This is a genomic window from Streptomyces sp. NPDC028289, assembly GCF_055565975.1.
This window is the reverse complement of record NZ_JBVHTI010000004.1, coordinates 644,656-669,534: the sequence shown is the minus strand read 5'-3', so window position 1 is coordinate 669,534 and position 24,879 is coordinate 644,656. Positions and strand designations below refer to the sequence as shown.

Here is a 24,879-nt window from a genome sequence, read left to right as displayed (position 1 = left end):
ACTGTCGACCAAACTCTGCAGAACTGGATCCCATGAGCGCCATCTCCGTCGGTCAGGCCGCCGTCCTCGGGGTAGTCGAGGGGGTGACCGAGTTCCTTCCCGTGTCCTCCACCGGTCACCTCAAGATCACCGAGGGGCTCATGAACATCCCCGTCGACGACCAGTCCGTCGTCGGGTTCTCCGCCGTCATCCAGGTGGGCGCCATCGCCGCCGTGCTGGTCTACTTCTTCAAGGACATCAAGCGGATCGTCTCCGCCTGGTTCCGGGGCCTGACGAACAAGGAGGAGCGGTTCCACCACGACTACAAGTTCGCGTGGTGGGTCATCTACTCGACCATCCCGATCGTCCTGGTGGGCCTCGCGGCGAAGCCGCTGATCGACGGACCGCTCGGCTCCCTCTGGGTGGTCGGCGGCTCGCTGATCGCCGGCTCCGTCGTGATGTGGTGCGCGGACCAGATGGGCCGCCACAAGCGCGGTGAGGACGACACCTCCTTCAAGGACGCGATGCTGGTCGGCTGCTCGCAGATCCTCGCCCTGCTCTTCCCCGGCTTCTCCCGCTCCGGCGCCACCATGTCCACCGCGCTCATCCTGGACCTCGACCGCGTCGCCGCCACCCGGCTCTCCTTCTTCCTCGGCATCCCGGCCCTGACCGGCGCCGGCATCTACGAGCTCAAGGACGCGCTCGGCGCGGGGGTGGGCGTCGCGCCGCTGGCCGTCGGCACGATCGTCTCCTTCGTCGTCGCCTACGCGTCCATCGCCTGGCTGCTGAAGTTCGTCGCCAAGCACTCCTTCAACGCGTTCGTGATCTACCGCATCGTCATCGGCCTGGCTCTCTTCGGCCTCCTCGCCGCCGGAACCATCAGCGCCTGACCGGCCCGGGCCGCTCCGCGCCCACCGGTCACCGCTCCGCCACGGGGTGTGACGCCTGCGCATTCAGGTGTCGCACCCCGTGAATGTTTCCTTTCGCGACACCTTGACAGCCTCGTCCCGCAACCCGGAACATCTCCCTCGTGAACCTGTCAGACAGCCCGACAGCCGGACAGCCTCCGCGGCGCGTGAGCGCCATGGAGGCGGTACTGGCGCACCTGCGCGGCGCCATCGAGCGCGGCGAGTACGCCGTGGGCGACAAGCTCCCCTCCGAGGCGGAGCTCTGCCGCAGCCTGGAGATCAGCAGGCCCGTCCTGCGCGAGGCCCTGCGGGCCCTGCAGACGATGGGCCTGACCGTCTCCAAGACCGGCAAGGGCACCTTCGTGGTCGCCAGCGCCGTCGAGGACCCCACCTTCGGCGACTACGCGGCCAGCGACCTGCTCGAAGTGCGCCGGCACATCGAGATCCCGGTCGCCGGGTACGCGGCGCTGCGCCGCACCCCGGAGAACCTGGACCACCTGGCCCACCTGCTCGACCGCATGGAGCGGGAGACGGACACCACCGCGTGGGTCGCGATGGACACCCTCTTCCACCTCGCCGTGGCCGAGGCCGCCCAGAACCCGGTCTTCCGCCGGGTCATCGAGGAGATCCGGGACGCACTGGCGCGTCAGTCGGCCTTCCTCAACGAGTTGGGCGGCCGCCGCGAGCAGTCCAACCGGGAGCACCGGGCCATCGTCGAAGCGCTGATGGACGGTTCCGAGACCGACGCCGTGGACGCCATGAGCCACCACCTCGACCGCGTCGAGACCACCCTCACCCACATCGTGCGCCCCGCGCGCACGGACCAGCACCAGGAAGGCGGAACCGAGGCGTGAGCGAACAGCACCTCAAAGACGAGACGCGCCCCTCGTCCCGTCACGTCGACGCCGGGGACCACGGCTACAGCAAGTCGCTGAAGCACCGGCACGTCAACATGATCGCCATCGGCGGTGCCATCGGCACCGGCCTCTTCCTCGGCGCCGGCGGCCGCCTCGCCGACGCCGGCCCCTCCCTCTTCGTCGCGTACGCGGTCTGCGGCATCTTCGCCTTCCTCGTCGTGCGCGCCCTCGGCGAACTCGTCCTCTACCGCCCCTCCTCCGGCGCCTTCGTCTCGTACGCCCGGGAGTTCCTGGGCGAGAAGGGCGCGTACACGGCCGGCTGGATGTACTTCCTGAACTGGGCCACCACCGGCATCGCCGACATCACCGCGGTCGCCACCTACACCCACTACTGGGGGATGTTCTCCGACATCCCGCAGTGGGTGATCGCCCTGATAGCCCTGGCCGTGGTCCTCACCGTGAACCTGATCTCGGTGAAGATCTTCGGCGAACTGGAGTTCTGGTTCGCGATCGTCAAGGTCAGCGCCCTGGTCATCTTCATGGTCATCGGCATCTTCCTGCTGGTCACCCAGCACCCGGTGGACGGCGCGACCCCGGGCCCGTCCCTGATCACCGACAACGGCGGCGTCTTCCCGAACGGCCTGCTGCCGATGCTGCTGATCATCCAGGGCGTGGTCTTCGCCTACGCGTCGGTCGAGCTGGTCGGCGTCGCGGCGGGTGAGACCGAGAACCCCGAGAAGATCATGCCCAAGGCGATCAACTCGATCATGTGGCGCGTGGGCCTCTTCTACGTCGGCTCCGTCGTCCTCCTCTCGATGCTGCTGCCCTGGAACAAGTACACGGCGGGCCAGAGCCCCTTCGTCACCGTGCTCTCCCACATCGGCGTCCCGGCGGCCGGCGGCGTGATGAACCTCGTCGTCCTCACCGCGGCCATGTCCTCGCTCAACTCCGGCCTCTACTCCACCGGCCGCATCCTGCGCTCGATGGCCGTCAACGGCTCCGCCCCGAAGTTCACCGCGAGGATGAGCCGCAGCCAGGTCCCGTACGGCGGCATCCTGCTCACCAGCGGTATGTGTGTCCTCGGCGTCGGCCTCAACTTCGTGGTCCCCGCCGACGCGTTCGAGATCGTCCTGAACTTCGCGGCCATCGGCATCCTCGCCACCTGGGGCATGATCATGCTCTGTCACCTGCTGTTCTGGCGGAAGACCCAGAACGGCGAACTCTCCCGCCCGGGCTACCGACTGCCGGGCTCTCCCTGGACCGAGATCGTGACGCTGGCGTTCCTCGCCTCCGTCCTGGTCCTCATGTACGCCGACGGCGGCGCCGGACGCACCACCGTGCTGTGCCTGCCGCTGATCGTCGCCGCGCTGGTCGCCGGCTGGTACGCCATCCGCGGCCGCCTCGCGCGCACGTCCACCGGATCCGACGCGTGAACCGCGTACCGGTCCGCCCCACCTCACCCGAGACCAGGCAGTGATGTACAGCAGTTCCCCCGCGGCCGCACCCATCGTCCGTGAACCCCTCCACGCCCCCGTCGCCCACCTCATCCGCGGCGGGGTCGTCGAGGGCATCCACTACGGCTCCGTCGTCGTCCTCGGCGCCGACGGGCAGGTCCAGTTCCAGCTCGGCGACATCGAGGCCGCGTTCTACCCGCGCTCGGCCCTCAAGCCCGTCCAGGCCGTCGCCATGCTGCGAGCGGGGCTGCCCCTCGACGGCGACCTGCTCTCGCTGGCCGCCGCGAGCCACTCCGGCGAGGAGCGGCACCTCGCCGGGACCCGGCGGATCCTCGACCTCGCCGGGCTCACGGAAGCCGACCTGCGCAACGTGCCGGACATGCCGTACGGCTCCGCCGTGCGCGACACCTGGATCCGCGAGGGACGGCAGCCGTCCCGCCTCGCCCAGAACTGCTCCGGCAAGCATGCGGCGATGCTGTGGACCGCGAAGCTGAACGGGTGGTCGCTGGACGACTACCTCGATCCGGCGCACCCGCTGCAGCAGGCCATCGCCGAGATCGTCGAGGACCTGACCGGGCAGCGGGTGGCGGCGACGACCGTGGACGGTTGCGGGGCGCCGCTGTTCTCCGTCTCCCTGCACGGGCTGGCGCGCGCGGTGTCGCGGATCGTGTCCGCCGCGCCGGGTACGCCGGAGGCGCGGGTCGCCGACGCGATGCGGGAACACGCCGAGATGGCGTCCGGTGCCGGGCGTGACGTGGCCGCGCTGATGGCGGCCGTGCCGGGGCTGCTGGCCAAGGACGGCTTCGAGGGCGTCGAGGTCGCGGCGCTGCCGGACGGGCGGGCCGTCGCTGTGAAGATCTCCGACGGGGCGAACCGGGCGCGGGTTCCTGTGACGGCGGCTGCGCTGGCCAGGGCCGGAGTCGATCCGGAGCTGCTGCGCGGGTTCGACGGGGAGGCGCTGCTCGGCGGCGGCAAGGAGGTCGGGCGTGTGCGGCCCGTTCGTTCCCTGGAGCCGGTTTCGGTTTGCGCCTAGGGGGCCGGGTGGCCATGTCGTGGGCGGCTGCAGGCCGCTTGTGGCTGGTCGCGCAGTTCCTCCCCCAGCCTTCGGCCGGGGGTACCCCCAGCGCCCCTTGCGGGGCGCTTCACCCTCACTCTCTTTGAAACAGGACTCATGACTGTTCGTAGCGAACACGACCTGCTCGGCGACCGTGATGTGCCCGCCGACGCCTACTGGGGCGTGCACACCCTCCGTGCGACCGAGAACTTCCCGATCACCGGCATGACGATCTCCGCCTACCCGCATCTGATCGAGGCCCTGGCCGCCGTCAAGGAGGCCGCCGCCCTCGCCAACGAGGAGCTGGGGCTGCTGGCGCCGGAGAAGGCCGCCGCGATCGTCGCCGCCTGCCGGGAGATACGGGACGGCAAGCTGCACGACCAGTTCGTCGTCGACGTGATCCAGGGCGGTGCCGGGACGTCGACGAACATGAACGCCAACGAGGTCGTCGCCAACCGGGCGCTGGAGCTGATGGGGCACCGGAAGGGAGAGTACCGGTACCTGCACCCCAACGAGGACGTCAACCTGGGGCAGTCGACCAACGACGTGTACCCGACCGCGGTCAAGACAGCGACCGTGTTCGCGGTGCGCGGGCTGCTCAGGGCGATGGCCGTGCTGCAGGACTCCTTCGGGCGCAAGGCCGTCGAGTTCCGGGACGTGCTGAAGATGGGCCGTACGCAGTTGCAGGACGCGGTTCCCATGACGCTCGGGCAGGAGTTCTCCACCTTCGCCGTGATGCTGGACGAGGACCGCAGCCGGCTCGCCGAGGCCGTCGAGCTGATCCACGAGATCAACCTGGGCGCCACCGCGATCGGGACCGGGCTCAACGCGCCCGCCGGGTACGCCGAGTCGGCCCGCCGGCACCTTGCCGAGATCACCGGGCTGCCCCTGGTCACCGCCGCCAACCTGGTGGAGGCGACCCAGGACTGCGGGGCGTTCGTCCAGATGTCCGGTGTGCTCAAGCGGATCGCGGTCAAGCTCTCCAAGAGCTGCAACGACCTGCGGCTGCTGTCGTCCGGGCCGCGTGCCGGGCTCGGCGAGATCAACCTGCCGCCCGTGCAGGCCGGTTCGTCGATCATGCCGGGCAAGGTCAACCCGGTGATCCCCGAGGTCGTCAACCAGGTCGCCTTCGAGGTCATCGGCAACGACGTCGCCATCACCATGGCCGCCGAGGCCGGGCAGCTCCAGCTCAACGCCTTCGAGCCGGTCATCCTGCACTCCCTGTCGGAGAGCATCACGCACCTGCGGAACGCGTGCCTCACGCTCGCCGAACGATGCGTCGACGGCATCACCGCCAACACCGAGGTGCTGCGGGCCACCGTCGAGAACTCCATCGGCCTGGTCACGGCCCTCAACCCGTACATCGGCTACACGGCGGCCACCGACATCGCCAAGGAGGCCCTCGTCACCGGCCGGGGCGTGGCCGAACTCGTCCTGGAAAAGGGCCTGTTGCCCGCCGAGCGGCTCGCCGGCCTGCTGCGTCCCGAGGTCGTCGCCGGCACCGGCTCCCCCCTCGCCTGACCTGCGACTGCGCGCCAGGACCGGTCCGGAGGCACAATGGTGATCATGACAATGACGTCGTCCCGAACCTTTCTGCCGGTCCTGGAGCGCATCGCCGAGGAGATAGGCCGCACGCCGGGCCGCGGCCGCCCCGCCGACTACATCCCGGCCCTCGCCGCCTGCGACCCCCGCAGCTTCGGCATGGCCGTGGCCGAGCTGGACGGCACGGTCTACGGCGTCGGCGACTGGCGGCAGCCGTTCTCCACGCAGTCCATCACCAAGGTCTTCACCCTCGCCCTCGACCTGGCCCGCGAGGGCGACGAACTGTGGGAACACGTCGGCCGCGAACCCTCCGGCAACCCCTTCAACTCCCTGGTCCAGCTGGAGTACGAGAACGGCATCCCGCGCAATCCCTTCATCAACGCGGGCGCCCTCGTCGTCACCGACCGCCTCCAGACCCGAACCGGCGACGCGGCCGGCGAACTCCTGGGCTTCCTGCGGGCCGAGAGCGGCAACCCCTCCCTGGACTTCGACAAGGAGGTCGCCGCCTCCGAGTCCCAGCACGGCGACCGCAACGCGGCGCTGGCCCACTTCATGGCCTCCTACGGCAACATCGACAACGACATCCCGGTCCTCCTCGACCAGTACTTCCGCCAGTGCTCCGTCGCCGCCTCCTGCGCCGACCTGGCCCTCGCGACCACCTTCCTGGCCCGCCACGGCATCCGCGCCGACGGCACCCGCCTGCTGACCAGAAGCCAGGCGAAGCAGGTCAACGCGGTGATGCTGACCTGCGGGACGTACGACGCGGCGGGCGACTTCGCCTACCGGGTCGGCCTGCCGGGGAAGAGCGGGGTCGGGGGCGGCATCATCGCCGTGGTGCCGGGCCGTTGCACGCTGTGCGTGTGGAGCCCCGGTCTGGACGAGCGGGGCAACTCGGTGGCGGGAGTTGCGGCGCTCGACCGCTTCACGACATTGACCGGCCTGTCAGTGTTCTAGGAACGGCACCGGTGCGCCCCTTTGGGGGCGCCGGGGGTACCCCCGGCCGAAGGCTGGGGGAGGAACTGCGCGACCAGCCCCCACCGGACCCGCACCCGCCCACGACCCACTGGTCAGTCACAGCCAGGTCTCTCGCAGGAAAACACCCCGTCGTTTCCCGGCCACCCACCATTGACACGCTGACCCAGTGTTGGCCATGGCTTTTCCCGTCGATCTCCGCCGCTGCCAGGTACTCGGCCTGGCCGGCACCGCCTTCCTTGCCCTGGGAGGTGAGACAGCCGGTGCCCTGCCCGTGGAGGATCTGCTCGCACCCAGCTCCGTGCAGGCGGCGTTCGGCCTGGTCGGCGTCTACTTCGGCGTCGTGCTGCTGATCGCGGCATGGCTGCTGCTGGGCCGCCTCGTACGCGGTTCCGAACCGCCCACCCCGCGACAGCTGTTGCTGGTCCTCGCCGTCTGGGCGGCCCCGCTGCTGCTGGCGCCCCCGCTGTTCAGCCGGGACGTGTACAGCTACCTCGCGCAGGGCGCCATGGTCGACGCGCACATGGACGTCTACACGTCGGGACCCGCCCAGCTCGGCGGCCCGCTGGCCGACGAGGTCGCCCCGGTGTGGCAGAACACCGCCGCCCCCTACGGCCCCGCGTTCATGGGCGTGGCCTCGCTGCTGTCCGGCCTGACCCGCGGCGAACTCCCGGCCGGGCTCTTCGGGATGCGGCTGGTCGCCCTGCTCGGCGTCGGCCTGATGGCGGCCGCGCTGCCCCGGCTGGCCCGGCACAGCGGCGCCGACCCGGCCGCCGCGCTCTGGCTCGGCGCCCTCAACCCGCTGGTGCTGCTGCACCTGGTCGCCGGCGCCCACAACGACGCGATCATGCTGGGTCTGCTGGGGCTCGGCCTGGTCGCGGCGCTCGGCCGCTGGCCGGTCCTCGGCGCCGTGCTCGTCACCCTTGCCGCGCTGGTCAAGGCGCCCGCGGCGCTCGGGTTGCTCGCGGTGATCGTCGTACAGGCGCGCAAGGGCCGCAGTCCCGTGCGGGCCACCCTGACGACGGCGCTCGCCTCCGGGGCGACGACGGTGGTGGCGACCGCCGTCGCCGGAACCGGGTACGGGTGGATAAGGGCGCTCGACACGCCCGTCTCCCCGCACAACTGGGCGCTCAGCAGCCTGCTGGGCCGGGCCACGGGCCGGGTCCTCGAACACTTCGGCAGCGATCTGGCGCCGCTCGCCGTCCCGGCCTGGCACCTGCTCGGGCTCGCGCTCACCGCGGCGACCGTGCTGCTGATATGGGTCCGGCTGCGGCCCCGCCCGGTCTACGCCCTCGGCCTGAGCCTCGCCGCGGTCGCCGCCTTCGGGCCGGCGATCCGCCCCTGGTACGCCATTTGGGGCTTGTTCCTGATAGCGGCCGCGGCGCCCAGCACCTCGGTGCGGCACCGGGTGGCGGCCGTCACCGGTGTGCTCGCCCTCGCCGTGCTGCCCAGCGGCGGCCCCGCCGACATCGGCCAGCTGGTCCTCGCCGTCTCCGGCGGGGTGCTCGGCGTGGTCGTGCTCTGGCAGGCCCACCAGGCCGCGCAGGCCCCGGCCGTGGGACGTACGGCATGACGGGCCCGCTGCGACCGCGGACCGACCGGGGGAGGGTGCTGCTCGTCCTGGTCCTCGTCGCCGCCGTGACGGTGTTCACGGCCACCGTGCCGTTGCTGCGCGACTGGTTCGACCTGCGCGTGTACTACGGCACCGTGCACACCTGGGTGCACCACGGCGGGCGGATCTACGACTACCGGGTGCCCGGGACCACCTACGGGTTCACGTATCCGCCGTTCGCCGCCGTCGGCATGCTGCCCATGGCGCTGGTGGGGCTGCACCTGGCCATCGCGGCCTCGCTGCTGCTGAACCTGGCCGCGCTGGCGTTCGTGCTGCGCATCCTGGCCGGGCCGGGCTGGCGGCGCTGGGGCTGGTACCGGTGGGCGCTGGCCCTGTGCGGGCTGGCGCTGTTCGAGCCGCTGCGGGACACCTTCAGCTTCGGCCAGGTGAACCTGATACTGCTGGCCCTGGTGCTCGCGGACTGCTGTCTGCTGCGCAGCGGGCGGGGCCGTTGGGCCGGGGCCGGCATCGGGCTCGCCGCCGCGATCAAGCTCACGCCGGCCCTGTTCATCTTCATGCTGCTGATCGGCCGCAGGTGGCGGGCGGCCGGTGTCGCCACGGCCGTGGCGCTCGCCGCGACCGGGCTCGCGGCCTGGGCCGACCCGAGGGCGTCCCGTTTCTACTGGACCCGGGCGCTCTGGGACACCAGCAGGGTCGGTCGGCTCGACTACGTCTCGAACCAGTCGCTGCAGGGCGTGCTGGCCCGGCTCGGCCACCCGGACAAACCGCTGTGGGCGATCGTGGCGCTGCTCACGCTGGCCGTATGGGCGTGGCGTACCCGGAAGGCGGTGGCGGCAGGCGACTGGACGGCCGCCTTCGCACTCACCGGCCTCGCCGCCTGCCTGGTCAGCCCGATCACCTGGGTGCACCACCTGGTGTGGGTGCTGCCGTCGTTCGTACTGCTGGCGCGTGCCGGGCACCCGCGGACCGCGGGCGCCCTCTACGCGGTGATGTGCACCAGCGTGGTGTGGCTGTGGTTCGACGACGCGTCCGGTGTCGACGGGTTCCTCGGCAGCAACGTCTACACCTGGATCACGCTGGGTCTGCTGCTGGGCCTGCCGGGCGGTCAGTCCCGCCCGGAGCGTTCGCTCCTGAGCCGCACCGCCAGGGTGACGGCGCCCGCGCCGAGCACCGCGAAACCCGCGACGACGGCGGTCTCCCACCAGTCGGAGCCGTCCTCGGGTGGCGTGGCCACCGCCATCGGTACGGTGCTCGGGCCCGGCCGGGGCCTGGCCCGCAGACCGTCCAGCGAGCCCACCGGGTCGACCCGTCCGGCCGCCTCGAAACCCCAGTCGAGCAGCTGACGGGCCTCGTCGTACACGCTGCCGTCCTGCGGGTTCATCACCGTCACGAGGAGGGTGCGGCCGCCGCGCCGGGCGGCGGCGACGAGGGTGTTGCCGGCGTTGCTGGTGTAGCCGTTCTTGATCCCGATCAGGCCGGGATACCGCCCCACACCGTCCTCGCCGGTCAGCAGCCGGTTGGTGTTCTCGATGCCGAACGACCAGCCGGCACCGTCCGGGAAGCGGGCCTCGGCGGTGGAGCAGTACCGCGCGAAGTCGGGGTTGCGCAGCCCCTCCCGGCCGAACACCGCCAGGTCGAACGCGGAGGAGACCTGCCCCGGCGCGTCGTAGCCGTCGGGGGACACGACGTGGGTGTCGAGGGCGCCCAGGGAGCGGGCGTTGGCCTGCATCCGGGTGGTGGTGCGCTGCCAGCCCCCGTCGAGCGCGGCGAGGACGTGTACGGCGTCGTTCCCGGAGCTGAGGAAGACCCCGCGCCACAGGTCGGACACCTGGTAGGTGTGGCCCGCCTCGACGCCGACCAGGCTGCTGTCCTCGGGGACGTCCGCCAGCTCCGCCGACGTCACCCGGTGCGGGAGGTCGGCGGGCAGGACGGGCAGCACGGTGAGGGCGAACAGGGTCTTCAGGGTGCTGGCCGGCGGGAGTCTGCGGTGTGCGTGGTCGGCCGCCAGCACTTGGCCGGTGTCCGCGTCGGCGACCAGCCAGGAGAGCGCGGAGAGGTCCGGGAGCGCCGGGGTGCCGGGGTGCGGCCGCACCTGAGTGCCGGAGTGGTAGAGCAGCGACGGCCCGGGCACCACCGCCCTCGGAGGCGGGGCCGGGGCCGGCCCCCGGGTGCCGGCGGCGGCCGTGCCGGGCGTCAGCGCCAGCAGGCCCGCCAGGCAGACGGAGCAGGTCGTCACCGCCGCTCGCCGAGGGAATCGGTCAGGGAATCCGATCGTCATATGATCAACGTAGGAACGGGGGCGGCGTCCAGCGCGCTGCCAGGGCCGGTCGGAGGCCGTGAGCAACCCGGATGCCGCACGCCCGGCCCGGGTGTGTGCCCGCCCGGAGGGCGCCGGGGTCTCAGCCTGTCGGCAGGGTCGGCTGCACGCGCCGCAGGAAGGTCGCGTTGTCCGGGGTCTCCCGCAGCCGCTCCAGGAGCGTCTCCAGGCCACCCGGGGTGCCCTCCCGGCTCTGCAGGACCCGGCGCAGTCCGCGTACGGCGGTCAACTCGGCCGGGGTGAGCAGGAGTTCCTCGCGGCGGGTGCCGGAGGGAGCGATGTCCAGGGCCGGGAAGACCCGCCGGGAGGCCAGCTCGCGGTCCAGGCGCAGCTCCATGTTGCCGGTGCTCTTCAGCTCCTCGAAGAAGTAGCCGTCGGCCCGGGAGCCGGTGTCCACCAGGACGGTGGCCAGGATGGTGAGCGAGCCGCCCTCCTCGGCCTTGCGGGCGGCGCCGAAGAACCGCTTCGGGCCGAGCAGCGCGCCGGCGTCGACACCGCCGCTGAGGGTACGGCCGTTGGAGGCGGCCGCGTTGTTGTGGGCCCGGCACAGCCGGGTCAGGGAGTCCAGGAGGATGACGACGTCCTGGCCGTCCTCGACGAGCCGCTTGGCGCGCTCGACGACGAGTTCGGCGAGGGCGATGTGCTCCTTGGCGGGCCGGTCGAAGGTGGAGGCGTACACCTCGCCGCGCACCGAGCGCCGCATGTCGGTGACTTCCTCCGGGCGCTCGTCGAGCAGCAGCACCATGAGGTGGCAGTCCGGGTGGTTGCCTGCGACGGCGGCCGCGAACTGCTGGAGCAGCACGGTCTTGCCGGTCTTCGGAGGGGCCACGATCAGCCCCCGCTGCCCCTTGCCGACGGGCGCGAACAGGTCGGTGACCCGTCCGGCGAGCCCGGCGGCGGGGTGTTCGAGGCGGAGCCGCTCGTGCGGGTGCAGCGGGGTGAGGTCGCGGAAGTGGCGGCGGCCGCGCAGTTCCTCGGGCGTACGGCCGTTGACGCGCGTGACCTCGGTCAGCGTGCGCCGGTCGCCGCGGACGCCCTCGACGAGGTCGCCCTTGCGCAGGCCGTGACGGCGGATCAGCGCCGCGGAGACCTGCGGGTCGGCGGGGGAGGGCAGGCAGCTCGGGGCCCGCAGCTGCCCCTTCCCGCCCGCGTCGATGTCGAGGACACCGGTGACGGGCCGGGTGGCCGACCGGTCCTGCTGCTGTACCGGGGGTTCGAGTGTGGTGGTCATGAGAGGTGGTCCTTTCGCGGACGGAAGACAACGGTGAAGGGGGAGTGGGCCGCGAGCGGGAGGGCATGTGCGCAGGCCTCCGTGCGGCGAGGAACGGCACCTCGGGAACGGCGGAAAGGCCCTGGTCACGAGGTGGTGCTGAGAAGCCGACGGCCGGTCGGGAAGCGACGGGCGATGCGGCTGGAGGAGTGGAACCGGCACTCGGCGCCCGATCGAAGGGCGCTCACACGTGCTGATCGCACTATACCCGGGGTTCCGCCATCGTCAACATGGCACCGGTCACCGGTATTCCCGCATGGCACCGGTCACGGTATTCCCGCCGCCGACCGCTCCGTCCCGGGCCGCACCGGCCGGGAAAAGCCCCTTCCCGCAGGCCCGCGGGCGCCTACGATCGGCTCTGTCCGCGTCGTACCGCTGTCAGGAGCCCCTGGTGGAGACCCCGCCCGTGCCGCACCGCCTGGACCCCGCCGGAGGCTGTCCCCACGCCGACAACGCCGGGCTGCTGGCGCGCGGTGCCGTGACCCCGGTCGTGCTGCCCGGCGGCGTCGAGGGCATGGCCGTGCTCGGGCACGAGGCGCTCAGGGAGTTCCTCCAGCATCCCGAAGTCGCCAAGGAAGCCCAGCACTTCACGCAGCTGCGGGAGGGCCGCATCCCCGCGGGCTGGCCGCTGCTGACCTTCGCCACCGTGCGGGGCATGACCACCGCCGACGGCGCCGACCACCGCAGGCTGCGCGGACTGGTCAGCAGGGCCTTCACACCGCGCCGGGTCGAGGAACTCCGGTCCTGGATCGAGGAATTGACCGGCACCCTGCTCGACGACCTGGAGCGGGCCGCGGCCGGCGGTGACGGCGTCGCCGATCTGCGCCGGCACTTCGCGCTGCCGCTGCCCATGGGCGTGATCGGTGAACTCCTGGGCGTGGACGCGGAGTTCCGCGACCGGCTGCACCACCTGACCAACCAGGTAGTGGCCACCGACATCGGCCCCGCCGAGGCCGTCGCCGCCAACCGGGAGCTGGTCGCCGTCCTGGCCGCCGTCGCCGCCGCCCGTGCCGAACGTCCGGGCGACGATCTCACCAGCGCCCTGATCGCCGCCCGCGACGAGGACGGCGACCGGCTCGGCCAGGAGGAGCTGATCGGCACCCTGGTGCTGATGATCATCGCCGGGCACGAGACCACCCTCAACCTGATCACCAACGCGGTGCGTGCCCTGTGCGGCCACCGCGACCAGCTCGAACTCGTCCGCAAGGGTGACGCGAGCTGGGCGGACGTGGTGGAGGAGACGCTGCGCTGGGACGCGCCGGTCAGCTACTTCCCGTTTCGCTACCCGGTGCGGGACCTCACCGTCGACGGGACGGTGATCCCCGCGGGCACCCCGGTGCTGGCCGGCTACTCGGCCGCCGGACGCGACCCCGCCGCGCACGGCCCGGACGCCGGCCGGTTCGACGTCACCCGGCCCGCCCGCCCCGACGCCGTCCGCCACCTCTCCCTCGGTCACGGCGCCCACTACTGCCTGGGCGCCCCGCTGGCCCGCCTGGAGGCCACGGTCGCCCTGGAACGGCTCTACGACCGCTTCCCTGCCCTGGACCTCGCCGTCCCCGAGGACGGCCTCGCCCGGCAGGCCAGCTTCGTCGGCAACAGCGTGCGCGCCCTCCCGGTACGGCTGCGCCCCCGGCCCGGCGGCTGAGGCGCATACCAGCCATACGAACCCCCGATGGCGTTTCGCTGACGCATTTCTTGTTCTGGCCATAGGCCCTACCTACGCTGCCACCACCGCACTTCGGCGGCATGGACAAGGGACTTGGCAATCATGGGTCGACTGGCCGGAAAAATCGCTTTCATCAGTGGAACGGGGGCTGGAATCGGCCGGGCCGCGGCACAGGTGTTCGCGGCGGAGGGCGCCACGGTATTCGGCTGCGACATCGACGAGAAGAACGCCGCGGAAACCGTGGAACTCGTCGAGAAGGCCGGCGGTGTCATGCGTTCCCTGGCGCCGGTCGACCTTTCCACCGAGGCCGGGGCGCGGGAGTGGATCGAGGCCGGGATCGCGGAATTCGGCGCGATCGACATCCTCTACAACAACGCCTCCGCCCTGCGCAACGGCCCCTTCGAGACGATGCCCGCCGAAGACTGGTACTTCACCATCAGGAACGAGCTGGACATCCCGTACTTCTGCACCCGGGCGGCCTGGCCGCACCTGATCGCACGCGGCGGCGGGGCCGTCCTGAACGTCGCCTCCGTGGCCGCCGTGCGCGGCGCGCCGTTCATGCCGATGGTGCCGCACGGCGCCGCCAAGGGCGGGGTCCTCGCGATGAGCAAGCACCTGTGCGCGGCCGGCGCCCCGCACCACATCCGCGTCAACACCATCGCCCCCGGCATGACCCGCACCTCGGCCACCGCACCCTTCCTCGACGACCCGAACGGCCCGAAGGACCGGCTGGAGGCACGGATCCCGGTCGGCCGGGTCGGACAGCCCGAGGACATCGCCCGCGCGGCGGCCTTCCTCTGCTCCGACGAGGCGGCCTTCGTCAACGGCGCCGACCTCATGGTCGACGGCGGCGACAGCGCGATGGCGGGCTGAGCGCGGATGCACGCACGACTCGACCACGTGGGCGTCAACGTACGCGACCTGCCCGCCCAACTCGGCTGGTACAAAACGGCCTTCGGTCTGAAGACCGTCTTCGAGTTCCGTCTCGACGGCCCCCGACTGACCGGTGTCGTCCTGGAACACCCGCACGGCTGGCGGCTCGAACTGCTCGCCAGGCCCGGATCCGCGCCCGGCCTCAGGGCACCGGACCCGATGATCGCCGTCCTCACCGAGGGGTACGGGCACTTCGCGGTCACCACCCCCGAACTCGACCCCGTGTACGCCGCGTTGACGGCCCTCGGGGCGGGCGAGGTCCTCGCCCCCGGCCCGTCCCCCGAACCCGGGGTGCGGATGGCCTGGGTCAAGGACCCCGAGGGAAATCTCATCGAACTCATAGAACGCGGCGAACTCGGCGAGGACGGCGAACTCGCCGAAGCCGAAGAGCGCGGCACCACCGTTAACCCGTGAGATGGAGTAGGGAATGACCAACGCTGTGAAAAGACTGGACGTGGGCACGCTCATAGCCTGTTGTCTGGCAGTTGCCGCCGCGCAGCTGTGCATTACCGTCCCCTCGCCCATCAACGGGGAAATCCAGAGCGCATTCGGAGCCTCGGGATCTCAGGTCGCCTGGGTCACCTCGGCATTCATTCTGCCCACCGCGATCCTGGAACTGAATTTCGGCGTGGTGGGCGACCTGTTCGGCCGTAAGCGGCTGCTGGTCCTCGGCGGATTCGTGCTGGCGGTCGGTGAACTCCTCAACGCCACCTCCCAGAACATCACCATGCTCTGGATCGGGCAGGCCCTCGCCGGCATCGGCGCCGCCGCGCTCTTCCCCAGCTCCCTCGCCGTCATCGCGGCCGCGACACCGGAGGAGAAGGACCGTGCCAAGGCGGTCTCGACCTGGGCGCTGAGCATCTCCCTCGCCTCCGCCGTGGGCCCGCTCTCCTCCGGCATCCTGGCCACGGTCGCCGACTTCCGCTGGGCGTTCGTGCCGCCGGTCGTCCTCGGCATCGCGGTCGGCATCTCCTGCTGGGCCCTGGTCACCGACTCCAAGGCGCCCGAGGGGCGCGCCCTGGACTGGCCCGGCCAGATCAGCATCGCCGTCGGCCTCACCGCCCTGCTGTGGGGCATCATCGAGGGCGGCGACCGAGGCTGGAGCAGCCCCGCCATCGTCTTCGCGCTGGTCCTCGCCGCCGTCGCCCTGGTCGGCTTCGTGATGGCGGAGCGGCGCGCCGCCTCCCCGATGTTCAACCTGGAGCTGCTGAGGATCCCGTCGTTCGCGGCGGCCGCGGTGGTCGCGCTGACCGGCATGTTCGGCTTCATCGGCACCGCCTACTGCGTCTCCATCCGGCTCGGCGCGGTGATGCACCTCAGCGCCCTGCGCGCGGGCATGCCGTTCGTCATCCTCCAGCTGATCCCGCTGCTCCTCGCGCCGGTGCTCAGCAGGATGCTCACCCGCGTCGAGCCGCGCTGGCTGCTGATGGGCGGTCTGCTGCCGATGGCCGCCGGCCAGTTCTGGATCGCCGCGCTGCCCATCACCACCACCTCCCTCGCGGCCTTCATCGGCCCATTGCTGCTGCTCGGCATCGGCTTCATCTGCGTGGTCTCCTCGCTGACCTCGGCCGCGGTCAACGCGGTGCCGATCGAGATGACGGGCATGGCGAGCGGCGCGACCAGCCTGGTCCGCGAGTTCGGCCAGGGCCTCGGGCCGGCCGTGATCAGCACCATCGCGATGAGCGCGGCCTCCTCCGCGCTGGTCGGCAAGCTGAGCGGCGCCGACGCCGGCATGGAGGCCGCGGCCGGTCCGCTTGCGGTGGTCAACGCGGGCAGCGACAGCGCCAAGGCCGCCGCGCAGGACGCCCTCGCGCACGGGATGGCCCTCGGTGTGGTGATCTGCGGCTGCGCCTCGCTGCTCGGCGCGCTGGTCACCCTGCTGCTGGTCCGCAGGAACACCGCGCGAGCGGCGGCGCAGGTGCCGGTGCAGCCGGCGTCCGCCTGACCGCCGACGTGACGAGAAGGCCGGGGCGCCCGCCCCGGCCTTCTCCGCGTGTCCACCCAACTGACGTGTAGCGAGCGGGGCTTGGCCGGTAACGGTTGTCCCCGGAGCATAACGATCCCGGTCCTGACGGGGACTTGACGTCCGGTTATGCCGTATCTTCACGACATGTCCACGCCACCGCAGCAGCCGCCGTCCTCTTCGCAGCAGCAGCCGTCGTCGTCGGCCCCGCAGCAGTCCTCGCCGCCCCCGCCGCAGCCGGACCAGCCCCCGGCGGCACCGCCGCAGCCCCAGCAACCCCAGCCGACCGCGTACCCGTACCCGGACCCGCAGTCGCCGCCTGGGCCGAACCCCTACGCCCAGCCCACCGTCGCCGGCCAGCCCGCCCCGCCGCAGCAGGGCAACCCCTATGCCGTGCAGCCCGGTTACGGCTACCCGCCCCCGGCCGCACCGCCCGCGACCGGCGGCAACGCGGCAGGGAGAGCCGTGCTGTGGGCCGTCGTGGGCGCGGTGGTCGCCTCCGCGGCCTGGGCGGGCGGCCTCTTCCTGACCGGAGGCCTCGGGGGCAGTGCGGACCTGCGCGGCTACCGCGCGCCCGCGAACCTCTGCTCCAGCGCGGACTACTCGTCGTTCAAGGACGAGTACCCCGTGGACGACTCGTCCCCGACGAAGAACGTGATGAAGGACCCCGCGCTGGAGCAGAGTTACTGCAGTCTCAGTCTCAAGAAGACCAGCTCCAGCTACGGGGACGCCTACCTCTCCCTGGAGATCGACCTGCACAAGAAGACCGACCCCGCACCGGAGTTCACGGCCACCTGGAAGAACTACGGCGACAGCCACAGCGACTACGACGTCACACCGGTCCAGGGCATCGGCGACGAGGCGTACCTGGTCACCCAGGACACCAGCAACGGCTCCACCACCAGCGGCTCGCGGTACGCCACGCTGGCGGTGCGGGACGGCTGGATGACGTTCACCATGTACTACAGCGCGTACTTCTCCTCGTACGACAGCGACACCGACCCGCCGACCCTCGACGACGTGACCGGCTGGCTGAAGACCGACACCAAGTCCACGCTGGAGCAGCTCAAGGACTGAGGCTCAGTCCTGGTCGAGGGCGTTGGTGATCGCCTTCACCGGGCCGTGCGCCGCGTAACCGCCGTCGACGGTGATCTCCGCGCCGTTGACGTACGAGGCCTCGTCGGAGAGGAGAAAGACGACCAGCGGCGCCACCTCGTCGACCGTGCCCGGACGGCCCTGGGGCGTCATGGCGAGGTGGGCGGCGACGAACACCGGGTTGGCGGTGGCCATCAGCGGGGTCTCGATGTAGCCGGGGTGGATGACGTTCGTCCGGATGCCGCGCGGGGCCAGCTCCAGGGCCGCCACCTTGGACAGGCCCCGCAGCGCCCACTTGCTGGTCGTGTACGCCACCGCGTGGTGCGCGGTGAGCCCGGCGACCGAACCGACGTTCACGATCGAGGAACCGGCCGGCATCAGCGGGGCGAGGGCCTGGATGCCGAGCAGGGCGCCGGTGGTGTTCACGGCGAACGCCCGGTGCCAGTCCGCGAGCTCGACGTTACCGAGCCGGGCCCGCATCGGGATGCCCGCGTTGTTCACCAGACCGTGCACGGCGTCAAGGGAGGCCGCCAGGGCCGCCCAGTCGTCCGGTGAGGTCACGTCCAGGTGGACGTAGCGGACGTCCAGGCCGTCGGCGCGCAGGGAGGCGGCGAGCTTCTCGCCGGCCTCGTCGAGCACGTCGGTCGCGACCACCGTCGCGCCCTCCCGGGCGGCCGCGGCCGCCTCCGCGGCCCCCTGGCCCTGTGCGGCTCCGGTGACGACGACGGTACGGCCCGCCAGGCGCGTGCGGCTCACGGCATCCTCCAAGAGGGGTACGGGAGAGGTCCTCCCGTCCACGCTAGGAAGCCGCGGACAGCTCCGGAAACGCGCTCTCGGGATGGCTGGCATCCGCCATCGCGATCTCCGGCGGCGTCTCCTCGCCCAGCGCCGCCCCGACCCTGCGGACCGTGTCCCGCAGCCAGCGGTGCGCCGGATCGGCGTGCCGGTTGTGGTGCCAGTACATGGCCTCCACCAGCAGCACGTCCGGGAACGGCGCCGGTACGACCGCACAGCGCGCGAAGCCCTCGTAACGGCGGGCCAGCCGCTCCGGGACCATGGCCACCAGATCCGTACCGCTCACCAGGAACGGCAGCACACTGAAGCCGGGCGTGCTGACCTGCACCTTCGGGGTGATCCCGAGGGTCTCCAGCTGCCGCTCGGCGGGCGTGTGGCTCTTGCCGATGGCGCAGGCGGCGTGCGGCATCTCGGCGAGGTCGCGGAGGGTGAGCCGCCCGTCCACCAGGCGCGGGTTGCCCGGGTCGACGATGCACACGAACCGGTCGTGCATCACGGCCTCGCTGACGCCGGGAAGCTGGTAGCCGAGCGGCACGATCATCAGGTCGTGGCAGCGCAGGTGCGTCTCGGTCTCCAGCTGCCCGTCCACGATCGGGTGGAAGTCGATCCGCACGCCCGGCGCCTCGGCCGCGATGACCCGCAGCAGCGGCTCCACGAACACCGTCATCACGTAGTCCGACATGACCACGGAGAACCGCTGGCGGCTGCGGGCCGGGTCGAAGTGGCGGGTCAGCGACAGCGCCTCCTCGGCCTTCTGCAGCGAGCCCTGGACCACCGGCAGCAGCCGCTCCGCGAGCGGCGTCAGCTCGTACTCGCGGCCCACCCGGATCAGCAGCTCGTCGTTGAAGTGCCGGCGCAGCCGGGCCAGTGAGCCGCTCATCGCGGACTGGCTGGTGGACAGCCGTACACCGGCGTGGGTGACGTTCTTCTCCTCCAGGAGCGCTTCCAGTGCCACCAGAAGATTGAGATCGATCGCTCCGAGACCCACGAGTGTCCCCTTCCGGCCGGCCACGTCCTTGAAGCTTCGGTGAAACGCGAGGTTAACCAGCGGACGCCCGTCGAGGAAGGGGGTCGGGGCGACTGACAGGAAGACGCGATGCCAGGCATCCCGTCGCCGGATACCCGCAGGTGGGGAGCCTGAGCGCACCACAGGCCCCCCACAGCTTCGGGTGCTAGGGGCGCGGGGTGCGGCCCCTCTTGCGGGCCCGCGGAAGGTACGCGTCCGCCCGTCCGGGCACGATCCGGTTGGACACCGTGCCCAGCCCCTCGACGGTCAGCGTCACCTCGTCGCCGGGCTTCAGCGGGGGCGGGGTGCGTTCCCCGAGCCGCCCCCAGAACTCGGCCAGCGCGCCCCAGCCGCAGGTGCCCGAGCCGAGGATGTCACCGGGGCGCACCCAGGCGTCCCGGCTGGCGTAGGCGATCATCTCCTCGAAGGTCCAGGAGACGTTGGCGAGGGTGTCCCGGCCGATCAGCTCCCCGTTCAGGGTGACCGTCATCTCCAGGTCCAGGAACCCGTCCGCGTCGCGCCGGTCCTCGACCTCGTCGGCGGTGACCAGGTAGGGGCCGAGCGTGTTGGCGAAGTCCTTGCCCTTGGAGAAGCCCAGGCCGAGGTTCTTCTCCGGCTTCTGCAGATCACGGGCCGACCAGTCGTTGAAGACCAGGTAGCCGATGACGTGGTCCCTCGCCTGCTCGGGGGTGAGGTCCCGGCCGCTGCGGCCGATCACCGCGCCGACCTCCAGCTCGAAGTCCAGCACCGAGCAGCCCGCCGGGACCGGCACGTCGTCGCGGGCGCCGTAGGCGGCGTGCGGGTTGGTGAAGTAGAAGTTCGGCGCCCGGTACCACTCCTCCGGGACGTGCTCCAGGCCGTCCAGCGACTTCGACACGCCCTCGATGTGCGCCTCGAACCCGACGAAGTCCCGGATGGACGGCGGCTTCAGCGGCGGCAGCAACCGCACCTGATCCACCGTCAGCTCACCCGGTGTGTTCAGGGCTTCGAGGCCGGCCGCGTACAGCACGCCCGCCTCGACCAGCGTCAGGACGCTCACCCCGTCGGGCAGCGGGTGGAGCACCCCGTCCCGCACCACACCGGCGTGCTCCTCGCCGTCGTGCTCGTATGTCGCGAAACGCATCGCTGCTCACTGCTCCCAGTGGTTGGTGTTGGTGACGGTCCCGGCGCTCAGGTGGCCGGCGAACACGCCCTTGGGGTCACGGGCGGCCCGGATCCGGTTCAGCCGCCGCCACTGCTCGTCACCCATGAACCTCAGCTGCCGTACCGTGAAGTCGGAGTCGCCGAGGTACTGGCCGGCGGTCACCGGCTGCATCGCCGCCATCGCCTCGTCCAGCCAGCCGCGCAGCTCGGCGTCCCGCCTGGAGTCGTCGTGGACGACGTAGCTGGCGCAGTAGATCTCCGACTGCAACGAGAAGGCCATGTCAGGCAGTTGCCGCAGCGGTGCCATGGAGAACCAGATGGTGAAGGTCTGCCGGGTCGGGTGCTCGGTGAACGCCTTGCGGATCGCCGGGACGACCTCCTGCGCGCTGCCGGTCAGCCAGGCGTTGTCCACGAAGTAGCGGTGGCCCTCGGGGTTGGCGGTCCGCTGGCCGGCCAACTGCTCGGCGATGGTGGTCGGTTGTGCCTCGATCCGGAACAGGGCCCGGTCCGCGTACGGATTGGCGTGCAGCGGCGCGAGCGCCTCGGCGGCCTCTTCCGGGCTGTCCGTCATCGAGACACCCGTGACCAGCAGCACCGGTCCGTCGAGGTCGGGCAGGGTCTGGGTGAGGGCCACGATCTCGACCAGGTCGGAGACCGTGTGATGGGTGTCGTGCAGCCAGGTCATGACCTCGTCGAAGAGGCCGAGCGGGTAGGCGTGCACGGTGTGCGCGAGATGCCTGGGCAGGGGGCGGGTGCGCAGGTGGAAGCGGGTGACGACGCCGAAGAAGCCGGGGCCCGCCCCGCGCGCCGCCCAGAACAGGTCGCTGTTCTCGCTCTCGTCGGCCCGGACCAGCTCGCCGTCCGCCGTGACGACGTCGATCGCCACGACGTTCTCGGCCGCCCAGCCCCAGCCGCGCGCGTTCCAGCCCTGGCCGCCCTGGAGCAGGAAGCCGCCGATGCCGACGGACGGACAGTGCCCGCCGTTGAAGAAGCGCCCGAACCCACCCAGATACGGATTGAGTTCATCGCCGCCCTTGACGCTGGGGGTGGCCGTCACGATCCCGGTCGTCTCGTCGTACGCCATCTCGCGGAAGCCGCCGAGGTCGATCAGCAGCGCGTCCCGGCGCACCGACCAGGCGGCCCAGCTGTGCCCGCCGGAGCGGACGGCGACCTGCCAGCCCCGCTCCAGGGCGAGCCGTACGCCTTCGACGACATCCTGTTCGGTGACCGCCCTGAGGACGGCGGCGGGAGTGCGGTCGGCGGGACGGCGGGCGTTGAAGACCCTGCCGTACACGGCGTCCTCGAAGTCCTCGTCACCGGGGAGGTGGAGGGTGCCGGAGAATCGGTTCGTGTTCACGGGGCGGCTCACTTGACTGCGACGGGGTTGACGGGGGCGCCGGCCGCGCCGGTCACCGGCAAGGCTGCCGCGACCAGCAGGAACTCGTAGACACCGTCGGCCGCGCAGTCCGCCGCGAGGGCCTCCAGGTCCCACATCTCGCCCAGCGGCAGGCCCATGTGGGGGATGGCGGTCCGGTGCAGTGGCGACGACACCGGCTCGGTGAACTCGTGCGGCCGTACTTCGAGGCCCCACGTGTCGGTGGCGATTGCCGCGATCTCCGTGCGGTGCAGCCAGCCGAGGGTGGTGAAGGACAGGCCGGGCGCGTCCCCGGCGCGGTACGCGTCCCAGGTGCCGAGCCGCCGTACCCGGCCCAGCTGCCCGGTGCGGACGAGAACGATGTCACCCCGGCGCACACTGGAGGTGGCACCCTGCGCCTCGACGGTGTCCCGCAGGTGCTCCTCCAGGATCGGGAAGCCGTCGGGGAGCTCACCCCGCGCGTCGCCGACCGCCCGGCCGACGTCGAGCAGCACCCCGCGGCCGGTGCAGGCGCCGCGCAGCCGGCCGATGCCGGTCACGGAGTCGCCGCCGGTGGTGGTGCGCGAACTGCCGTGCCACACCCGGTCGTCGTCGTGGCTGCTGCCCAACCCGTGCCATCGCGTCCCGGCTCGGCTGCCGGACTCGTCGCATTCCTGGGCCAGTGAGAACGCGCGGCCGCGCCGGACCAGACTCGCGGCGTGCGCGCGGATCGCGTCGTCGGCGAAGTTGAGCGTGCCCAGTGCGTCGTCCTCGCCCCAGCGGCCCCGGTTGCGGTAGGCGGCGCGGGCCTTGGCCAGCTCTTCCTCGACGGGCCCCAGGATCATCGGGTGTGTCCTTTCAGCAGCAGATCCAGCGCGTTGCCCCCGGCGATGGCGGCCCGGTCGGCGGGGTCGAGGCCGACCGCGTCCAGGCGGGCCACCGGGTCGGTCACGCCCATGTCGAAGGGGTGGTCGGTACCGAGCACCACCCGGTCCGCGCCCACCTCCTCGACCAGGTGGCGCAGCGCGCGAGGCGTGTAGACGAGGGCGTCGAACCACATCCGCCGCAGATAGGCGCTGGGCGGCTCGGCACAGCCGCGCGCGTCCGGCCGCACCCGCCAGGCGTGGTCGGAGCGGCCGATGTACGTCGGCAGGTAGCCGCCGCCGTGCGCGGCCACCAGCTTCAGGCGCGGGAACCGGTCCAGGACCCCCGTGAAGATCAGGTGGGAGAGCGCGACCGTGGTCTCGGTGGGCTGGCCGACCGTGTTGCCCAGGTAGTTCGAGGCGAGCCGTGCGCCGAGCGAGCAGCCCCAGGGGTGGACGAAGACGACCGCGCCCAGTTCCTCCGCCTTCAGCCAGACGTCGTCGTGCGCGGGGTCGGCCAGCTCGAGGCCCTCGACGGTGGTGGAGACGCTGATGCCGTACAGGCCCAGCTTGGTGACCGCCTTGTCCAGCAGAGCGACGGCGAGGTCCGGGTGCTGGAGCGGCACCGTGCCGAGGCCGTACAGCCGGCCGGGCGCGGCGGCGCAGTGCGCGGCCACCGACTCGTTGACGGTACGGGCCAGCTGCACCGCGAGGCCGGGGCCGGCCCAGTAGTGGTGCATGGGCATCGGGCCGACCACCTGAAGGTCGACGCCCATCGCGTCCAGGTCGGCGAGCCGGGCGTCCACGTCCGTCAGCCTCGCCGCCAGGCGCTGGAGTTGGGCCCGGTTCGCGGTGAGCGACTCGGGGGAGTGGGAGCGCTGCTCGGCGGCCAGTTCGGCCGCGAAGCCTTCGCTGCCGGCCACCAGGGCGTCGGCCTCGGGGACCGCGAGATGTCCGTGGAAGTCGACGACGGGCGTGCTCATGCGGCCACCGTCAGGGAAGCGAGGGTCTCCGACATGATCCGGGCCGGGTCGGCGCCCGGGGTGTCCGGGTGGATCTCCCACTCGGCGAGCCGGAGGGAGTTGTCCAGCACCATGCGGACGCGGGGCAGCCGCCGGGCCAGGAACCGGTCCAGGGCCTCGTCCAGCGGCCCGTCCGCGGTGACCAGCTCGGCCAGCAGCACCGCGTCCTCCATGCACATCGCGGCACCCTGCGCGATCAGCGGCGGGCAGGCGTGCGCCGCGTCGCCGATCACCATGGCCCGGCCCCGGTGCCAGTCCTCGTCGACCAGCACCGCCTCGATCCAGCGGTAGTCCACCGCCGTGTCGTCCGGCAGCGAGGCGAGTACCTTCCCCCAGGTGCCCCCGTACCCGGCGCCGCGCTCGCGCAGCAGGTCCAGCGAGGCGCGTGGGCCGATCAGGGAGGCGTCCAGGTTCTCGTCGAGGAGGTAGGCGTAGCACTGGTCGTCGGAGATCGGGCTGTAACCGGCCTTGTAGCGAGGACCGCCGTAGTACACCTCGGCACAGTCCATCTCGGCGGGGCGCCGGGCCACCACCCGGAAGATCGACATGCCCACGGGGCGCGGCTTCGCCGGGATACCGATGAGCGCGCGCATCGCGGAGTTGATGCCGTCCGCACCGACCACCAGGTCGTAGCGGCCGGTGGAGCCGTCGGTGAACGTCACGTCCACATGGCCGGCGGACTGGTCGAGGCACCGCACGCTCAGCCCCAGGCGGACCGTGACGCCGTGCGCGTACACCGCGTCGCACAGCGCGTTCTGCAGGTCGGAGCGGAGCGCGCCCGCCGTGGACGGCAGGTCCGCGCCGCCGGTGTGCGGGGTCTCCAGCTCGGTGATCAGACCGCCGTCCGCCCGGCGCAGCCGCATGAGGTCGAACGGCACCGCACGGGCCAGCACCCGGTCCAGCACGCCGACCGAACGCAGCGCCTTGAGCGCGTTGCCCTGGATGGTGATGCCATGGCCCACCCCGAACCACTGGGGCGAGACCTCGACGAGCTCCACCTCGACCCCGCGCTGGGCGAGGGCGAGACACAGCACGCTTCCGGTGATGCCGCCGCCGACGACGAGCACCTTGTTCACGGGCATGGGCGATCCTTGCGAAAGTAGAAAGACAGGT

21 protein-coding genes and 1 pseudogene are annotated in these 24,879 nt (G+C 71.7%); 13 read left to right on the top strand and 9 right to left on the bottom strand.

Features of this window, described 5'->3' with window-relative positions; all coding sequences use genetic code 11:
- Positions 1-32: 32 nt before the first annotated feature.
- The 8 genes from ACZ4UV_RS23020 (at position 33) to ACZ4UV_RS22985 (ending at position 9,682) form a co-directional block, all read left to right on the top strand.
- Complete coding sequence (locus ACZ4UV_RS23020; protein WP_467840238.1) at positions 33-869, top strand: undecaprenyl-diphosphate phosphatase; 837 nt, start codon at positions 33-35, stop codon at positions 867-869.
- A 194-nt stretch (positions 870-1,063) separates the two neighbouring features.
- The gene (locus ACZ4UV_RS23015; protein ID WP_390039722.1) at positions 1,064-1,741 is read left to right on the top strand and encodes a FadR/GntR family transcriptional regulator; all 678 of its coding nucleotides are present in this window, start codon (positions 1,064-1,066) and stop codon (positions 1,739-1,741) included.
- Complete coding sequence (locus tag ACZ4UV_RS23010) at positions 1,738-3,177, top strand: amino acid permease (RefSeq protein ID WP_451020746.1); 1,440 nt, start codon at positions 1,738-1,740, stop codon at positions 3,175-3,177. Before ACZ4UV_RS23015 ends, ACZ4UV_RS23010 begins: the two co-directional genes overlap by 4 nt.
- A 43-nt stretch (positions 3,178-3,220) precedes the next feature.
- Positions 3,221-4,231, top strand: a complete 1,011-nt coding sequence (locus ACZ4UV_RS23005) for an asparaginase (RefSeq protein ID WP_467840235.1) — start codon at positions 3,221-3,223, stop codon at positions 4,229-4,231.
- A gap of 138 nt (positions 4,232-4,369) precedes the next feature.
- Positions 4,370-5,773 carry an aspartate ammonia-lyase gene (aspA, locus tag ACZ4UV_RS23000; RefSeq protein WP_451023261.1) on the top strand — a complete coding sequence of 468 codons (1,404 nt, stop codon included), beginning with the start codon at positions 4,370-4,372 and terminating at the stop codon, positions 5,771-5,773.
- A gap of 36 nt (positions 5,774-5,809) precedes the next feature.
- Positions 5,810-6,748 carry a glutaminase gene (locus ACZ4UV_RS22995; protein WP_467840232.1) on the top strand — a complete coding sequence of 313 codons (939 nt, stop codon included), beginning with the start codon at positions 5,810-5,812 and terminating at the stop codon, positions 6,746-6,748.
- A gap of 196 nt (positions 6,749-6,944) precedes the next feature.
- A complete protein-coding gene (gene mptB / locus ACZ4UV_RS22990) occupies positions 6,945-8,339 on the top strand; it encodes a polyprenol phosphomannose-dependent alpha 1,6 mannosyltransferase MptB (RefSeq protein WP_467840230.1) in 1,395 nt (464 codons plus the stop codon).
- Positions 8,336-9,682 (top strand): glycosyltransferase 87 family protein, encoded by a 1,347-nt coding sequence (locus ACZ4UV_RS22985; RefSeq protein ID WP_451018617.1) that lies wholly within the window; start codon positions 8,336-8,338, stop codon positions 9,680-9,682. The genes mptB and ACZ4UV_RS22985 overlap by 4 nt, the downstream gene beginning before the upstream one ends.
- Before the next feature lie 89 nt (positions 9,683-9,771).
- Here ACZ4UV_RS22985 and ACZ4UV_RS22980 read toward each other — a convergent pair.
- Together ACZ4UV_RS22980 and rho are read right to left on the bottom strand one after the other, a co-directional pair.
- Positions 9,772-10,617 (bottom strand): annotated as a pseudogene (locus ACZ4UV_RS22980) (D-alanyl-D-alanine carboxypeptidase family protein); the annotation flags it as partial.
- Between the two features lie 121 nt (positions 10,618-10,738).
- The gene (rho, locus tag ACZ4UV_RS22975; RefSeq protein ID WP_451018616.1) at positions 10,739-11,887 is read right to left on the bottom strand and encodes a transcription termination factor Rho; all 1,149 of its coding nucleotides are present in this window, start codon (positions 11,885-11,887) and stop codon (positions 10,739-10,741) included.
- Positions 11,888-12,317: 430 nt separating this feature from the next.
- Here rho and ACZ4UV_RS22970 point away from each other — a divergent pair, with 430 nt between their 5' ends.
- The 5 genes from ACZ4UV_RS22970 (at position 12,318) to ACZ4UV_RS22950 (ending at position 17,565) form a co-directional block, all read left to right on the top strand.
- Positions 12,318-13,571: a cytochrome P450 family protein gene (locus ACZ4UV_RS22970; RefSeq protein ID WP_467840225.1), complete on the top strand. Its 1,254-nt coding sequence runs from the start codon at positions 12,318-12,320 to the stop codon at positions 13,569-13,571.
- A 123-nt stretch (positions 13,572-13,694) separates the two neighbouring features.
- The gene (locus ACZ4UV_RS22965; RefSeq protein ID WP_451018614.1) at positions 13,695-14,465 is read left to right on the top strand and encodes an SDR family NAD(P)-dependent oxidoreductase; all 771 of its coding nucleotides are present in this window, start codon (positions 13,695-13,697) and stop codon (positions 14,463-14,465) included.
- Positions 14,466-14,471: 6 nt separating this feature from the next.
- Positions 14,472-14,939 (top strand): VOC family protein, encoded by a 468-nt coding sequence (locus ACZ4UV_RS22960; RefSeq protein WP_451018613.1) that lies wholly within the window; start codon positions 14,472-14,474, stop codon positions 14,937-14,939.
- Positions 14,940-14,952: 13 nt separating this feature from the next.
- A complete protein-coding gene (locus ACZ4UV_RS22955; RefSeq protein WP_467840221.1) occupies positions 14,953-16,470 on the top strand; it encodes an MFS transporter in 1,518 nt (505 codons plus the stop codon).
- A 165-nt stretch (positions 16,471-16,635) separates the two neighbouring features.
- Positions 16,636-17,565, top strand: a complete 930-nt coding sequence (locus tag ACZ4UV_RS22950) for a hypothetical protein (protein ID WP_467840218.1) — start codon at positions 16,636-16,638, stop codon at positions 17,563-17,565.
- Positions 17,566-17,568: 3 nt separating this feature from the next.
- Here the strand turns inward: ACZ4UV_RS22950 and ACZ4UV_RS22945 are convergent, their stop codons facing one another.
- The 7 genes from ACZ4UV_RS22945 to ACZ4UV_RS22915 form a co-directional block, all read right to left on the bottom strand.
- On the bottom strand, positions 17,569-18,339 hold the full coding sequence (locus tag ACZ4UV_RS22945; protein WP_451018610.1) for an SDR family NAD(P)-dependent oxidoreductase: 771 nt from the start codon (positions 18,337-18,339) through the stop codon (positions 17,569-17,571).
- 43 nt (positions 18,340-18,382) lie between these two features.
- Complete coding sequence (locus tag ACZ4UV_RS22940; protein ID WP_451018609.1) at positions 18,383-19,366, bottom strand: LysR family transcriptional regulator; 984 nt, start codon at positions 19,364-19,366, stop codon at positions 18,383-18,385.
- 184 nt (positions 19,367-19,550) lie between these two features.
- The gene (locus tag ACZ4UV_RS22935) at positions 19,551-20,507 is read right to left on the bottom strand and encodes a fumarylacetoacetate hydrolase family protein (RefSeq protein WP_451018608.1); all 957 of its coding nucleotides are present in this window, start codon (positions 20,505-20,507) and stop codon (positions 19,551-19,553) included.
- Positions 20,508-20,513: 6 nt separating this feature from the next.
- Positions 20,514-21,884 carry an FAD-binding oxidoreductase gene (locus ACZ4UV_RS22930; protein WP_467840213.1) on the bottom strand — a complete coding sequence of 457 codons (1,371 nt, stop codon included), beginning with the start codon at positions 21,882-21,884 and terminating at the stop codon, positions 20,514-20,516.
- Between the two features lie 8 nt (positions 21,885-21,892).
- Positions 21,893-22,726 carry a cyclase family protein gene (locus tag ACZ4UV_RS22925; protein WP_467840210.1) on the bottom strand — a complete coding sequence of 278 codons (834 nt, stop codon included), beginning with the start codon at positions 22,724-22,726 and terminating at the stop codon, positions 21,893-21,895.
- Entirely contained in the window at positions 22,723-23,727 is a 1,005-nt protein-coding gene (locus ACZ4UV_RS22920; RefSeq protein ID WP_467840207.1) for an amidohydrolase family protein, read from the bottom strand. Before ACZ4UV_RS22920 ends, ACZ4UV_RS22925 begins: the two co-directional genes overlap by 4 nt.
- A complete protein-coding gene (locus tag ACZ4UV_RS22915) occupies positions 23,724-24,848 on the bottom strand; it encodes an FAD-dependent monooxygenase (RefSeq protein ID WP_451018604.1) in 1,125 nt (374 codons plus the stop codon). Before ACZ4UV_RS22915 ends, ACZ4UV_RS22920 begins: the two co-directional genes overlap by 4 nt.
- Positions 24,849-24,879 lie beyond the last annotated feature (31 nt).